Annotated in this window: 14 protein-coding genes; 12 read left to right on the top strand and 2 right to left on the bottom strand. The window is 31.3% G+C overall.

Features of this window, described 5'->3' with window-relative positions:
• The first annotated feature begins 412 nt into the window (after nucleotides 1-412).
• The 12 genes from thrS (at nucleotide 413) to DMA14_RS10655 (ending at nucleotide 11,360) form a co-directional block, all read left to right on the top strand.
• On the top strand, nucleotides 413-2,359 hold the full coding sequence (gene thrS, locus DMA14_RS10710) for a threonine--tRNA ligase (RefSeq protein ID WP_111424640.1): 1,947 nt from the start codon (nucleotides 413-415) through the stop codon (nucleotides 2,357-2,359).
• 16 nt (nucleotides 2,360-2,375) lie between these two features.
• Nucleotides 2,376-2,930 (top strand): translation initiation factor IF-3, encoded by a 555-nt coding sequence (gene infC, locus DMA14_RS10705; protein WP_095931668.1) that lies wholly within the window; start codon nucleotides 2,376-2,378, stop codon nucleotides 2,928-2,930.
• A 130-nt stretch (nucleotides 2,931-3,060) separates the two neighbouring features.
• On the top strand, nucleotides 3,061-3,258 hold the full coding sequence (gene rpmI, locus DMA14_RS10700; RefSeq protein ID WP_026727505.1) for a 50S ribosomal protein L35: 198 nt from the start codon (nucleotides 3,061-3,063) through the stop codon (nucleotides 3,256-3,258).
• Nucleotides 3,259-3,442: 184 nt separating this feature from the next.
• Nucleotides 3,443-3,787, top strand: a complete 345-nt coding sequence (gene rplT / locus DMA14_RS10695) for a 50S ribosomal protein L20 (RefSeq protein ID WP_008464948.1) — start codon at nucleotides 3,443-3,445, stop codon at nucleotides 3,785-3,787.
• A gap of 110 nt (nucleotides 3,788-3,897) precedes the next feature.
• On the top strand, nucleotides 3,898-4,713 hold the full coding sequence (locus DMA14_RS10690; protein WP_157957702.1) for a hypothetical protein: 816 nt from the start codon (nucleotides 3,898-3,900) through the stop codon (nucleotides 4,711-4,713).
• Between the two features lie 20 nt (nucleotides 4,714-4,733).
• Nucleotides 4,734-5,306 carry a Crp/Fnr family transcriptional regulator gene (locus tag DMA14_RS10685; protein ID WP_111424638.1) on the top strand — a complete coding sequence of 191 codons (573 nt, stop codon included), beginning with the start codon at nucleotides 4,734-4,736 and terminating at the stop codon, nucleotides 5,304-5,306.
• 80 nt (nucleotides 5,307-5,386) lie between these two features.
• Nucleotides 5,387-5,821 (top strand): carboxymuconolactone decarboxylase family protein, encoded by a 435-nt coding sequence (locus DMA14_RS10680; protein ID WP_111424637.1) that lies wholly within the window; start codon nucleotides 5,387-5,389, stop codon nucleotides 5,819-5,821.
• A gap of 169 nt (nucleotides 5,822-5,990) precedes the next feature.
• Nucleotides 5,991-7,712, top strand: a complete 1,722-nt coding sequence (locus DMA14_RS10675) for a tetratricopeptide repeat-containing sensor histidine kinase (protein WP_238989947.1) — start codon at nucleotides 5,991-5,993, stop codon at nucleotides 7,710-7,712.
• Nucleotides 7,712-9,499: an ATP-binding protein gene (locus DMA14_RS10670; RefSeq protein ID WP_157957701.1), complete on the top strand. Its 1,788-nt coding sequence runs from the start codon at nucleotides 7,712-7,714 to the stop codon at nucleotides 9,497-9,499. The genes DMA14_RS10675 and DMA14_RS10670 overlap by 1 nt, the downstream gene beginning before the upstream one ends.
• A gap of 8 nt (nucleotides 9,500-9,507) precedes the next feature.
• Nucleotides 9,508-10,176, top strand: a complete 669-nt coding sequence (locus tag DMA14_RS10665; protein ID WP_111424635.1) for a response regulator — start codon at nucleotides 9,508-9,510, stop codon at nucleotides 10,174-10,176.
• 144 nt (nucleotides 10,177-10,320) lie between these two features.
• Complete coding sequence (locus DMA14_RS10660; RefSeq protein WP_157957700.1) at nucleotides 10,321-10,488, top strand: hypothetical protein; 168 nt, start codon at nucleotides 10,321-10,323, stop codon at nucleotides 10,486-10,488.
• Between the two features lie 68 nt (nucleotides 10,489-10,556).
• Nucleotides 10,557-11,360: an endonuclease/exonuclease/phosphatase family protein gene (locus tag DMA14_RS10655; RefSeq protein WP_111424673.1), complete on the top strand. Its 804-nt coding sequence runs from the start codon at nucleotides 10,557-10,559 to the stop codon at nucleotides 11,358-11,360.
• A gap of 1 nt (nucleotide 11,361) precedes the next feature.
• On the opposite strand, the gene DMA14_RS10650 is transcribed toward DMA14_RS10655, so the two are convergent.
• Together DMA14_RS10650 and DMA14_RS10645 are read right to left on the bottom strand one after the other, a co-directional pair.
• Nucleotides 11,362-12,621 carry an asparagine synthetase B gene (locus tag DMA14_RS10650; RefSeq protein WP_111424633.1) on the bottom strand — a complete coding sequence of 420 codons (1,260 nt, stop codon included), beginning with the start codon at nucleotides 12,619-12,621 and terminating at the stop codon, nucleotides 11,362-11,364.
• A gap of 347 nt (nucleotides 12,622-12,968) precedes the next feature.
• Nucleotides 12,969-13,634 (bottom strand): response regulator transcription factor, encoded by a 666-nt coding sequence (locus DMA14_RS10645; RefSeq protein WP_111363839.1) that lies wholly within the window; start codon nucleotides 13,632-13,634, stop codon nucleotides 12,969-12,971.
• Nucleotides 13,635-13,652 lie beyond the last annotated feature (18 nt).

Below are 13,652 nucleotides of genomic sequence, written 5' to 3'. Positions count from 1 at the left end.
GGTTCGGCCACAAAAGATTGAAGCGGATAGCGGGATGAAGCTCCCAATTAAACGCAAAATTCCAATATTTTAAATTCCAAATTCCAAAACTGCCGATAAAAAGGCTTCGCTACGCTCAGCCTAACAATCGAGGCTTTCTTCTTATATATGCATGCAAAAAATAAACCCGACAGGTCTTTAAAACCTGTCGGGTTCCAATGACTTGAAAAAAGAAGCTTCAATCTCTCTCAGCCTAATAGCTTAGCCTCTCTCCCTATATATACATGTAGAAACAAATTCAGCAGATTGCAATTAGAATACCTTATATAGAGCCGAACAAAAAACTACACATATATATAATGAGTAAACTTGTACTTATATATTGTATGTATTTTTGTAATCATGTATATTTGCATTCACAAAATTATAAACAATGATCAAGATTACTTTACCCGATGGGTCAATTAGAGAGTTCGCTCAAGGCGTAACTCCAATGGAGGTCGCTAAAAACATTAGCGAAGGTTTTGCTAGAAACGTGATTTCTGCATCTTTTAATGGTACAACTATTGAAACCGAAACTCCATTAACGACCGATGGTAATCTTATTTTATATACTTGGAATGATGCTGAAGGTAAAAAAGCTTTCTGGCATTCTACTTCGCACGTAATGGCGCAAGCTCTTGAGGAATTGTACCCTGGAATTAAATTAACTCTTGGGCCTGCAATTGCTAATGGTTTCTATTATGACGTGGATTTTGAAGATCAGAAAATTTCTGAAGCAGATTTCAAAAAGATTGAAGATCGTATTCTTGAAATTGCAAGAGGGAAATTCGATTTTAAAATGCGTCCAGTAACTAAAGCGGAAGCGCTGGAAATGTACAAAGACAATGTTTACAAAACTGAATTGATTTCGAATCTTGAAGACGGAACTATTACATTTTGTGACCACTCTACTTTTACTGATTTATGCCGTGGTGGACATATTCCAAACACTGGAATTATCAAAGCTGTAAAAATCATGAGTGTTGCTGGTGCTTACTGGAGAGGTGATGAGAAAAACAAACAGTTGACTCGTGTTTATGGAACCTCTTTCCCAAAACAAAAAGATTTAACTGAATACCTTGAACTTCTTGAGGAAGCAAAACGTCGTGACCACCGTAAATTAGGAAAAGAACTTGAATTGTTCGCTTTTTCTCAAAAAGTAGGTCAAGGTTTACCTTTATGGCTACCAAAAGGAGCTGCCTTAAGAGATCGTTTGGAGCAATTTTTAAAAAAAGCACAAAAGAAAGCTGGATACGAGCAAGTTGTTAGTCCACATATTGGTCAAAAGGAACTTTACGTTACTTCTGGTCACTATGCTAAATATGGAGCAGATAGTTTCCAACCGATTCACACACCAGCTGAAGGAGAAGAGTTTTTATTGAAACCAATGAACTGCCCTCACCACTGTGAGATTTACAATGTAAGACCTTGGTCATATAAAGACCTACCTAAACGTTATGCTGAGTTTGGCACTGTTTACAGATATGAGCAATCAGGAGAATTACATGGTTTAACTCGTGTTAGAGGATTTACTCAAGATGATGCACATATTTTCTGTACTCCAGAACAATTGGATGAAGAATTTAAAAAGGTAATCGACCTTGTATTGTATGTATTTGGCTCATTAGGCTTTGAAAACTTTACGGCCCAAATTTCATTGAGAGACCAAGAAGACAGAGATAAATATATTGGTACAGACGAAAACTGGGAGAAGGCTGAAAACGCTATTATCAACGCAGCAAAAGACAAAGGTCTTAATACTGTAGTAGAATATGGTGAAGCTGCATTTTATGGTCCGAAACTAGACTTCATGGTAAAAGACGCTTTGGGAAGACAATGGCAATTAGGAACAATTCAGGTAGATTACAACTTGCCTGAGCGTTTTGAGTTGACTTACAAAGGTGCTGATAATGAATTACATCGCCCTGTTATGATTCACAGAGCTCCTTTTGGATCTATGGAACGTTTTATAGCAATTTTACTAGAGCATACAGCAGGAAATTTCCCACTTTGGCTAATGCCTGAGCAAGCTATTATCTTGTCTTTGAGCGAGAAATACGAAAATTATGCTAAAAAAGTTTTAGATTTGCTAGAAAATCACGAAATTCGCGCCCTAATTGACAACCGAAACGAAACTATCGGTAAGAAAATTAGAGATGCAGAAATGCAGAAAATTCCATTTATGCTTATCGTTGGTGAGGAGGAAGAGAAAAACGGTACGATTTCTATTCGTCGTCATGGACAAGAAGGAAAAGGTAATATCACAGTTTCAATCGAAGAATTTGCTGCGATTGTAGACGAAGAAATAAAAAAGACATTAAAAGTATTTACAGTTTAACTTAAATTAGAAAGTCATAGCAATAAAAAGTAACAGAGGTTTTCAACCTCGAGTAGAGAAGAAAGATGCGCACAGAATAAACAATCTTATTCGTGTTCCTGAAGTACGTCTTGTAGGTGAAAACATTGAACCTGGGGTTTTTAAAATCGCTGACGCGTTACGTTTAGCTGACCAATTTGAATTGGATTTAGTTGAAATTTCGCCAAATGCGGAGCCACCGGTTTGTAAAATCATGGATTACAAGAAATTTGTTTACGAACAAAAGAAAAGAGATAAAGCTTTGAAAGCTAAATCTTCTCAAGTTGTAGTAAAGGAAATTCGATTTGGTCCTCAAACAGACGAGCATGATTATGAATTTAAAAGAAAGAACGCTGAAAAATTCTTAAAAGAAGGAGCTAAATTAAAAGCTTTCGTATTCTTTAAAGGACGTTCTATCATTTATAAAGATCAAGGTCAGATTCTATTATTACGTCTTGCTCAAGATTTGGAGGAACATGGTAAAGTTGAAGCTATGCCTGTTTTGGAAGGAAAGAGAATGATTATGTTCATTGCTCCTAAAAAGAAAAAATAATTATTTGCTATAAGCAGTAAGCAGTAAGCTTTAAGCAAAAAAAAAACAAACATTTGCCTAAAGCTTACAGCCTAAAGCCTAAAGCTTAAAAAATATAAGTAAGTAAGAATAAATTAAAACACTAGGAAAAATGCCTAAAATGAAAACAAAATCTAGCGCTAAGAAACGTTTTAAAGTTACTGGCTCTGGAAAGATTAAAAGAAAGCATGCTTTTAAAAGTCACATCTTGACTAAAAAATCTAAAAAACGTAAATTAGCTTTGACACACTCAGCGCTAGTTCACCAAACAGATATGAAAAGCATTAAACAACAATTAAGAATTATCTAATTATAAGTCAAAAGTTAGAAAGTCATAAAGTTTAAAAGTCAGAATCTGACTTTAGACATTTGACTTTAAGACATTAGACTAAAGATTTTCTTTAGGTTAAAAAAATATTTATATAACCTTGGAGTATGGCTTTAAGTTCCTTTGATTCAATTCAGGACGCCTGCTACAAAAACACATTAAAATTATGCCAAGATCGGTAAATTCAGTTGCTAAAAGAGCAAGAAGAAAAAAAATAATGAAGCAAGCCAAAGGTTTCTTTGGAAGACGTAAAAACGTTTGGACAGTTGCTAAGAATGCAGTAGAGAAAGCGATGAGCTACGCTTACCGCGATAGAAAACAAAACAAAAGAAATTTCCGTTCATTATGGATTCAACGTATCAACGCTGGAGCTAGATTAGAAGGAATGTCTTACTCTCAATTCATGGGGAAAGTTAAAGCTAACGGAATCGAATTGAACCGTAAAGTTCTTGCAGATTTAGCTATGAACCACCCAGAAGCTTTCAAAGCTATTCTTAATAAAGTAAAATAAAACGTTTTATAAACTCAATTTAAGATTACTTACTTATTATATAAAAACCATTCGTTAACGCGAATGGTTTTTTTGTTTTTATTATCTTTCGATGGAAACATAATAAAGAAATGAAGAAACTCTTTGTAATTTTATTCCTTATACAAATGCTTTGGACAAAAGCTCAAGAACGTAATTTGGATAAAAACTCCATACAAACAATCATTGGTATAATTGACAAACGTGATGTTGGCTGTCTTTCGGAAATTAAGAAGGCAAAATTAGATTTTAAATCTAGAGAGGTTCTTTATGATATTATTCCCGAAGGATATCTTGACAGCGACTATAATAGACATTATCCTTATTTAATAAATTTACTTAAAGAAAAGGGAATTGATTATTCTGAATCTCTTGAACCCGAGTTCTCGACAATTTGGGGTTCAGATGATGTAAATAAATACTCGTTAGCAACAAATTGCTACTGCAAAGCATCTAATGAATTGTTGAATGCAAAATATGGCCAAAACTTCATTAAAAACATAAAAAAGACTGCTGACAGTTTGTATGTGATGAGTAGAATACATATACCTTTTGAATATCCTTATGGGGTAGATGATTACTGCATGGTATATCCAAAAGCTGGAGACTTCCTGGAGCAAAAGATTCAAATTCAAAAAGATTTTTTCTCTTCGTTTGTATTCCCTAAAAATTTTATTCAGAGCAATGAAAAAAGAGATTTTTTTGCCAAAACTAAATTCAAAATCAATAAAGACAATTCTATATCTAACATTATTGTAAAGATTGAATTTAAGAATCAAAAAAATGAAAAATTTTATAATTTGATAGCCGACCAAATCACAGCATTTATTAAACATGCAGACTGGACTGCTGCGGTTAGTAATGGCATAAAAGTAAATAGTAACTTTGATATCAATTTCTATAATTAAAATATATAAATTTCAAAGTAATGCAAAACTCACTTATCCTTCATATTAAAAAATTCATTTCTCTTGAACCTTCAGATATTGATAAATTAGAATCATGTCTAGAACTTTCGAAAATAAAAAAGAAAGAACACATTTTAGAAGAAGGTCAAATATGCAACACCATATATTTTGTTGTTAGAGGTTGCATGCGGCAATATATCATCAACTCTAAAGGAGCTGAGCAAACCTTGCAATTTGCTATCGAAAATTGGTGGATTACCGATTATCTCAGTTATCATAATCATATTCCGTCAAGCTTCTATTTGCAGGCAATTGAAAACTCAGAAGTTATAGCTATTGACAAAAATGTTTTAGAATCATTACTGATTGAAATTCCAAATCTTGAAAGATACTTTAGAATCGTTACTCAAAAAAGTTTCGGTGCTACGCAAATGCGAATTAAGTACTTATTTACAATGTCGGCCGAAGAAAGATATCATCATTTTAATGATCATTTCCCTGAATTTGTACAGCGCGTTCCTCAATATATGCTTGCCTCCTACTTAGATTTTTCCGCAGAATTTATGAGTAAAATAAGAGCTGGAAAAGTCTGAGCTGAATTTCTTGAAGTAGTTCAAGTTTTTAAAAGCATGCATTGCTGACCTTTGTAATGAACTTTTTAAACATATAAAAAATGAACTCAAGAATTGTTATCCCGAATGTTGCTCCAGAAGCTTACAATGCTTTATTAAGCCTAGAAAAATATATCTCATCTACTTCATTAACACCTGTACACAAGGAATTAATTAAAATACGTGCTTCTCAAATAAATGGCTGTGCTTATTGTATTAATATGCACACTGCTGATGCGAGAAAAATAGGTATTTCTGAACAACGAATTTATTTAATTAGTGCTTGGCGTGAAGCTGATTTTTATACTGAAGAAGAAAAAGCAATCTTAGCTTTGACAGAGCAAGTAACTTTAATCAGCAATCATGTTACAGATGAAGTTTATCAAAATGCTGCTCAATTATTTGACGAAAAATATCTTGCCGAAATCATTTTAGCAATTATCACAATTAATGCGTGGAATAGACTCGCAATTACTACTGGACTGAGAGCCATTTAAATTTTATAAAGATAAGCTTTACAACATTCTAAAATTTTAACAACCCTCACTCTGAGGGTTTGTTTGTATATTATTGTAAATGAATACTCGAAAATAAAAAAAACTCATTTTTTGTAAAAACAGGTATTTATACTCTTTCACAGGAATTCAGATTTTTTATTTTTGGCGCATGATACCAAAAAGAATACAATTTTCACTCTATATACTTTTAATTTTTGTGGCTTTTTTTGCCTGTCAGAAGAGAAAAAAAATTACAACAGAAATTACCAATAACAAGGTTAAAATAGAAAAGATAATAAATGCCGCTGATTCATTCTACAAAAACAAACAGCTAGATAGTGCATTTTATTATTACAACAGAGCGAGAACAAAATGCAACCCAAACAAAGATGCTAAAAACTATGTTTATTGCATGTATTACATGGCTGAAATCCAACAAGACCATGAAGATTTTATTGGAAGCACTATTACTGCAACAGAAGCAATTCCTTATTTAGATAAAATAAAAGACCCAAATCATATATGGAATATCTATAGCGTTTTAGGAAGGAACTATTATTATACTTATGATTTTCCAAATGCTATTTATTATTATTCCAAAGCATTTGCTCTGAAAGTTGACAGAATCAACATACTCGAAGCAAAAAACAATATTGCCACAATTTACCTTAAACAAGGCAAATACAATGAAGCATTGCAAATTTTCTTATCAATAAGCAAAGAAAAAGTTGTACAGCAAAACCCAATATATTATTCCAAAGTACTCGATTATATTGGTATTTGTTATTTCAAACTCAGAAACACGAAAGCTTTGGCTTTTTTTCAAAAGAGCATACAAATAAACTCTGAAGCAAAACATGAAGATGGTTTAGGTAAAACATATTATAATCTTGCCGAATATTATCACAACAATAAGGCTTTATCGATGATGTATGCCAAATTAAGCTACAAAAATTATACATTATCTGGCAATACTAATGATCGCTTACTTGCCTTAAAATTTATTATAGAAAATACTGATTCTGCAGAAGAGATAAAAGAAAAGGCTCTCCTTTACATAAAAGAGAATCATAACATTTATGCCTTCAGACAAAAAGCAAAAAATCAATTTGCAAAAATGAAATATGATTCTAAAAGGGAAAAAGAGGAGAACTTAAAATTAAAGGCTCAGAAAATAAAAAACGAACTTCAACTAGAAAAACAGGAAAGCAGAAACATCATTTCATATATCATAATCATATTGGCATCATGTCTAATTGTAATTGTTTATTTCTACTTAACTGCACGAACCAATCGCCAAAAAATTGAAGCAACTTATCAAAGTGAAACTAAAATTTCAAAAAAACTACACGATGAACTAGCCAATGACATTTATCATACGCTAGCTTTTGCAGAGAATAGAAATCTCTCTGTTGAAGAAAACAGAAGTCATTTATTGAAAAAGCTAGATGATATTTATTCTCGAACAAGCAATATATCTAAGGAAAACAATCCGATGTTATGCGACCAAAATTTCACAATTTCACTTAAAGAGATGATTTCCGGATTTAATACGGCTAAAATAAACCTCTTAATAAATGGCTTAGATGAAATTTCATTGAATCAACTGGATGAAATTAAAAAAATATCTACTTACAGAACCATCCAGGAATTGTTGGTAAACATGAAAAAACATAGTGATGCTACTTTGGTTGCCATAACTTTTAAAAAAAGGAATAATATTATTTTAATTAATTATACCGACAACGGAAAAGGAATTGATTCAAACAAAATGGTTCACAAAAATGGCTTGCATAATATTGAAAATCGAATTGGAGCCATCAAAGGCAAGGTCGAAATTCATTCAGATTTTGGAAAAGGTTTTAAAGTTTTAATTAAATTTCCTGTATAATGATTAAGAACTTGTTACGCTTCTTTCAAAAAAAATATCTACTTTTTTGTTTGCTAATCATTTGTTTGATTTTAGCAGCTCTTTTTTTCATGCAGTTTTCTAAAATAGAAAAACAAAAAAAAAATCACCTTAAAGCTGATCGCTCAATTAAAATAAAAAAAACACTAGAAAAAGCTCACGGTTTTTTTGACGCAGGAAAGTATGACAGTGCCTATTTTTACTTCAATAAAACGCAATTGCTATGTGATCCGAAAGAAGATTATGCAGATGAATATGTTGGTTCATTAAACTATATAGTCGAAATCTTGCAACGATATGGCAATTTTTACGAAGCTGAAGCTACACTTATAAAAGCATTTCCATATTTAGAAAAAACATCTAATAAAAAATATGCCATTAATGCTTTCACATTTATGGCTTACAACTATTTTTATACTTACGATACCGAAAAAGCATTATACTATCATAGAAAAGCCTTAAAAACAGCAATATCCTCATTTAGAAAAGCACGAATATTATCAGAAATTGCATTTGTTTATATTCAACAAAAAAAATATCAAGAAGCTAAAGATATATTAGAGCCAATATCCAAGTGCAAAATTGCAGATAAAATTACACCTTCAAATACAAACCTTGTACGTTCAGCCATATTATATAATTTAGCTCTTTCTTACATAGGCCTTGGTAATCATAAAGAACAGGCTCTAAAATGTCTTAACGAAAGTTTGGAATTAACTATTCCATATAACAATGATTTTGAATTAATTGCCAACTATTTTGGTTATTATAAATATTACTCTAAATACTATAATCCAGAGCTAAAAAAATTTTACGCAGAAAAATCATATTATGCTGCAAAAAGAGCAAAATCAGCAGGAAATGAGATCGACAGATTAGCCGATCTGCTTGAGGTGGACAAGGCTGAAAATGCAAAAAAACACTGGGAAATTTATACGAGAAAAAATGATAGCCTCTATTTAAGCAGAAAAACGTCAAAAAATCAATTTGCTGACGCAATATACAACTCAAAGAAAGATAAAGAGGAAAATTTTGAACTCAAAAATCAAAAAGCAGAGAAAGAATTACAGTTGCAAAGACAAAAAAACAGAAGCTATATTTCTTATGTCGTAATTTCTTTAAGCTTATTCATTATCCTTTTTTTAATATTTTATATTACTACTAAAGGTAAACGAGAAAAAAACGATATCATATTTAAAAGCGAAATGAGAATATCTCAGAAATTGCATAGTGAGCTTAACTCAAATATATATGAGACATTATTATTTGTACAGGATAACTATCTAGAAAATAAAGAAAATAAAGAACAACTACTAGATAGTCTAAATAATATTTACTCAAAAACTCGCAACATATCGAGAGAAAACAGCAAAGTCACGACAGACGATGGATACTTAGCTGCTTTAAAGGAAATGATTTCAGAATACAAAACTAAAGATGTAAATATCATTTTAAATGGATTTGATTCAACACTTTGGAGTAAAATTGATAAAAATAAAAAAATAATACTCTATCGAATTTTACAAGAATTATTATTCAATATGAAAAAATCTAATAGCTCTAGTTTAGTGAGCATTATTGTAAAAGAAATAGATAAAAACCTAGTCATTTCCTATACTGACAACAGTAATAAAGTTGCTTCAGAAAATAGTATTTTAGAAAAAAGACTACAAAATGTGGAAAACCGTATTGAAACAATAAAAGGAACATTTAATTTTGATGCAAATTCAGAAAGTGGTTTTAAAATAAGTTTCAAATTCCCAATATAACCCAATATATGTTTAAAAAAGTTTTAGTTGCCGAAGATCTAGACAGTATCAGCATTGCAGTAGTTCAAGTACTTGAAGAGTTACAAGTTCCAGTAATTCATCACGTAAAATATTGCGATGAAGGTCTGCTTAAAATAAAGAAAGCATTGGCTGACAAAGAACCTTATGATCTATTGATTACTGATTTATCATTTAAATCTGACCATAGAAAAGTAAATCTAAATAGTGGCGACGAACTTGTTGAAGCTATAAACAAAGTACAGCCAAATTTAAAAAAGATCGTTTTCTCTATAGAAGATAAGAGTTATAGAATTAAAACTCTTTTTAACGAATTGGGTATCAATGCTTACGTTTCTAAAGGACGAAATAGTATTACTGAGTTAAGAAATGCTATTGAAAGCACATTCAATAATGGAGAAAAAATACTTTCTTCTGATTTGTCTTTTAATTTTAATGACAAATCCTTAATCGAAATTGAATCGTATGACATTTCAATCTTAAAACTTCTATCGCAAGGATACATTTTAGAAAGTATTTCTAAAGAGTTTAAAGATTTATCTATTACACCTAACGGAACAAGCAGTATAGAAAAAAGAATCAATAAATTGAAAATTTACTTTAAGGCTAACAATAATGTCCATTTAATTGCCATCGCAAAAGATTTTGGCTTAGTGTAATTTTTATGGCGCTTTACGGGTTTCCGTAAGGATTACACTTTTGATAACGCTAAATTTGTGATAATCTAGTAACTAACCATGGAACCAAAAAGTAAAGCGAGTATTATATTCTCCAAAATTAATACTACTCAAAATAAAATTATTATGAAAACAATGTTACTTTGTCTTTTTTTATCAATTAGTTTTGCCTTTGTTTCTGAAAAAACAGGCTGGCTAGAAATTGATTGGAAATTAATCTTTATTCCTGCATTATTAGTATTGCAAATTATAATTATCGGAACTGCCCTAAAAAACCGATATAAAAAACATTAATTAATTTTAAGAAGGGCTTGATTATTGCTGGAAAAGAAAATTTACATCTTATTCCATTACATTCTTACATGAAAAAAAATCTCTGCCTCGTCTTATTATTTTTTACATTTTTATCTTTTGCACAAACCAAAGTTTTATCTTGGAATATTGAAAATTTTGGAAAATCAAAATCAGATGCACATCTAAATTATATTGCCAAAACAATTTCCAATTACGATATCATTGCAATTCAAGAAGTTGTTGCCGGAAACGGAGGCGCTCAAACTGTCGCAAAATTGGCATCATTACTTAATGAAAAAGGAAGTAAATGGGATTACAAAATCAGCGATCCTACCTCTAGCAGCAGTTACAAAACGGAACGCTATGCATATATTTGGAAAACCCATAAAGCCAAATTAAAAAACAAACCATGGCTGGAGAAAAAATTCAACTCAGAAATTGATAGAGAACCCTACTTTGCAACTTTTGAGATCAATAAAAAAACAATCACACTAGTTAACTTTCATGCCATAACACAAAAAAAGCAACCCGAAACTGAAATCAAATATTTCAAATTTCTGCCAAACCAATATCCCGATTTAAATCTTATTTTTTTAGGAGATTTTAATTGCCCCGAAAAACATTCTGTCTTTAATCCGATAAAAAAGATGGGATATTCCTCTATATTAAAAAATCAAAAGACAACGCTCAAACATAAATGTAAAAACAATATCTGTTTAGCTTCTGAATTTGACAATATCTTTTATAATATATCAAGCTTAAAAGTCATCAATTCGGGAATTATCAAATTTTACGAAGATTTTGATTCACTTCAGAATGCAAGAAAAGTATCCGACCATATCCCGATTTGGTTTGAATTTTCTTTAAATTAATTTAAGTTTTAAGCTTCTTCTTTCTAGCAGCTGGAAACAAAACATTATTTAAAATCAATCTATATCCAGGCGAATTCGGATGTAAATCTAAAACCGTTGGCGGATCTCCAACCTGATGCTGAAAATCTTCTGGGTCATGTCCGCCAAAAAAAGTAAACATCCCTTTACCTTTTTCTCCATGAATATATCTTGACTCACCATTCAATTCGCATGTTCCCATTATCAAGATATTAGATTTTATTAATGAAGTGTCAAATGAGGTTGTCTGCCCCATAAAACCTTTTACCAATTGAGTGTGATTTTGACATAACATACTCGGAATCGGATCCCATTTTGCCGAAAATTCCATTAACGTAAAATAATCTTTCTCCATCAATATTCGTCTTTTCGTTGTCATATCGATATCTGAGAATTCATAAACTTCTGGTCTTCTTTCTAGAGTAAAATTTTTAAAAGCAAAAGAATTATTATAGTTTAATTTTGACTGATAATTAGATTCACTTGGGTCTCCATCAAACATGGTTTCGCAAATATCCACACCATCAGCAGCAAGTGCAATATCAAAACTATCTGTGGCAGAACACATAGCAAACATAAAACCTCCACCAATTACAAAGTCTCTAATTTTTTTTGCCACTGCTCCTTTTTCCTGAGATACTTTTGCATATCCTAGTTTCGCGGCCAAGGTTTCAGCGTCCTTCTTTTGATCAATATACCAAGGTGTATTTTTGTAAGCTGCATAAAATTTTCCATATTGTCCAGTAAAATCTTCATGATGTAAATGCAGCCAATCATACATTAATAATTGGTCACTTAAAACTTCTTCATCATAAATTGGTGTAAACGGAATTTCGGCATAAGTTAAAACCAAAGTCACAGCATCATCCCAAGGTTGTTTTCCTTTTGGAGTATAAACAGCTATTTTAGGAGCTTTTTCTAGAATCACCGATTCCATATTTTGAGAAGGACTCGATATTTCATTTAAAATAGAAGCTTGTTCACTATCTGAAATTACTTCAAAACTAACTCCTCTTATTTTACATTCTTTTCTAATTTCATCAGCATCAGGAAGTAAAAAAGAACCTCCGCGATAATTTAAAAGCCAACTTGCTTTATAATCCCTACTCAAACACCAATAAGTAATTCCGTACGCTTTTAAATGATTTTGCTGCGTTGTTTCGTCCATCGGCAGTAATATAAACGAAGCTCTAGCATTAAATGTAGCTAATAGTATAAAAATGTAGAGTAAACTCTTATTCATCAGAAAATTATTTTAGTAAAGATATAAAAGGCTGCAACAAAAAAGAACGCATACAATCTTTTTCTGATATAATAGAATGTTAAATAAGAAAAACGTGAAAAAAGATGAGTTTAACCAATAAAAAAAACAGGTAAAAATACCTGCTTTTTGATAGAATATTCTCTCTAAATTTGCTATCCCAGGTTCACAAAACTAATCGCCGTAAAAATTAGCCACTATGAAGTTTAATGAAAGTAACAACCAACAAAAGGGTTTAAATATGATTCAGAAAATAGGTTTATGTGTTCTGGTAATAACAATCATATTATATTATGTGTTGTCAATTCAGTTTTTGACTGCATAATTTTTTAAATTGTTAAGACTGCCAATTCATTCTGTATAGCATAAACAACTAAACCTGCAATATTACGCGATTCTGTTTTAAGCAATAAATTATTTCTATGCCCTTCAATAGTTCTAGGACTTAAAAAAAGATGTTCTGCAATCTCTGCAGTGGTTTTCTGCTGGCAAATTAATTGCAGAATTTCGATTTCACGAGGAGAAAGAAAATTAGTTTCTAGACCGCCTCTTGTATTTTTAGGCGAAACTATTGTTTCTTGAATTGTTTTTAAGACATTTTCGTTGTAATAGAAGCCTTTTTTTGCAACTTCGTTTATTGTATGAATTAAATCTTTTGGAGTAGTATTTTTTATTAAGTAAGCTACTGCCCCAACTTGAATCATGTTTGCAATAAAAGATTTGGTGTCATAGCTGGTCAATGCAATAATCTTAATATCTGGAAACAGTTTTTTAATAATTTTAGTGGCTTCGACTCCGTTTAAGACCGGCATCTTTAAATCCATTATTATTATATCGGGCTTTGTTTCTCTTTCGTTTAATTGTGAAATAAGCTCATCGCCATTTGAGGCTTCAAAAATCACATCTATATTTTCTTCTCTCTGTAGTAAAAAAGAAATTCCTTTTCGAAACAAAATTTCATCGTCGACTAGGGCAATTTTGATAGCAGCATTCATCTTATTAGTTTTTGGTCG

This window comes from Flavobacterium sharifuzzamanii, from assembly GCF_003254585.1.
Classification (GTDB): domain Bacteria; phylum Bacteroidota; class Bacteroidia; order Flavobacteriales; family Flavobacteriaceae; genus Flavobacterium; species Flavobacterium sharifuzzamanii.
Note: the sequence above shows the minus strand (reverse complement) of the source record. Positions and strands in the feature narration are given on the sequence as shown.

What these genes read in the sequence shown, in the direction of transcription:
- DMA14_RS10650 (WP_111424633.1), bottom strand. Translation starts at nt 12,621, where the DNA reads ATGAATAAGAGTTTACTCTACATTTTTATACTATTAGCTACATTTAAT.
- DMA14_RS10690 (WP_157957702.1), top strand. Translation starts at nt 3,898, where the DNA reads ATGAAGAAACTCTTTGTAATTTTATTCCTTATACAAATGCTTTGGACA.
- DMA14_RS10665 (WP_111424635.1), top strand. Translation starts at nt 9,508, where the DNA reads ATGTTTAAAAAAGTTTTAGTTGCCGAAGATCTAGACAGTATCAGCATT.
- DMA14_RS10685 (WP_111424638.1), top strand. Translation starts at nt 4,734, where the DNA reads ATGCAAAACTCACTTATCCTTCATATTAAAAAATTCATTTCTCTTGAA.
- DMA14_RS10660 (WP_157957700.1), top strand. Translation starts at nt 10,321, where the DNA reads ATGAAAACAATGTTACTTTGTCTTTTTTTATCAATTAGTTTTGCCTTT.
- DMA14_RS10675 (WP_238989947.1), top strand. Translation starts at nt 5,991, where the DNA reads ATGATACCAAAAAGAATACAATTTTCACTCTATATACTTTTAATTTTT.
- DMA14_RS10680 (WP_111424637.1), top strand. Translation starts at nt 5,387, where the DNA reads ATGAACTCAAGAATTGTTATCCCGAATGTTGCTCCAGAAGCTTACAAT.
- rpmI (WP_026727505.1), top strand. Translation starts at nt 3,061, where the DNA reads ATGCCTAAAATGAAAACAAAATCTAGCGCTAAGAAACGTTTTAAAGTT.
- thrS (WP_111424640.1), top strand. Translation starts at nt 413, where the DNA reads ATGATCAAGATTACTTTACCCGATGGGTCAATTAGAGAGTTCGCTCAA.
- DMA14_RS10655 (WP_111424673.1), top strand. Translation starts at nt 10,557, where the DNA reads ATGAAAAAAAATCTCTGCCTCGTCTTATTATTTTTTACATTTTTATCT.
- rplT (WP_008464948.1), top strand. Translation starts at nt 3,443, where the DNA reads ATGCCAAGATCGGTAAATTCAGTTGCTAAAAGAGCAAGAAGAAAAAAA.
- DMA14_RS10670 (WP_157957701.1), top strand. Translation starts at nt 7,712, where the DNA reads ATGATTAAGAACTTGTTACGCTTCTTTCAAAAAAAATATCTACTTTTT.
- DMA14_RS10645 (WP_111363839.1), bottom strand. Translation starts at nt 13,634, where the DNA reads ATGAATGCTGCTATCAAAATTGCCCTAGTCGACGATGAAATTTTGTTT.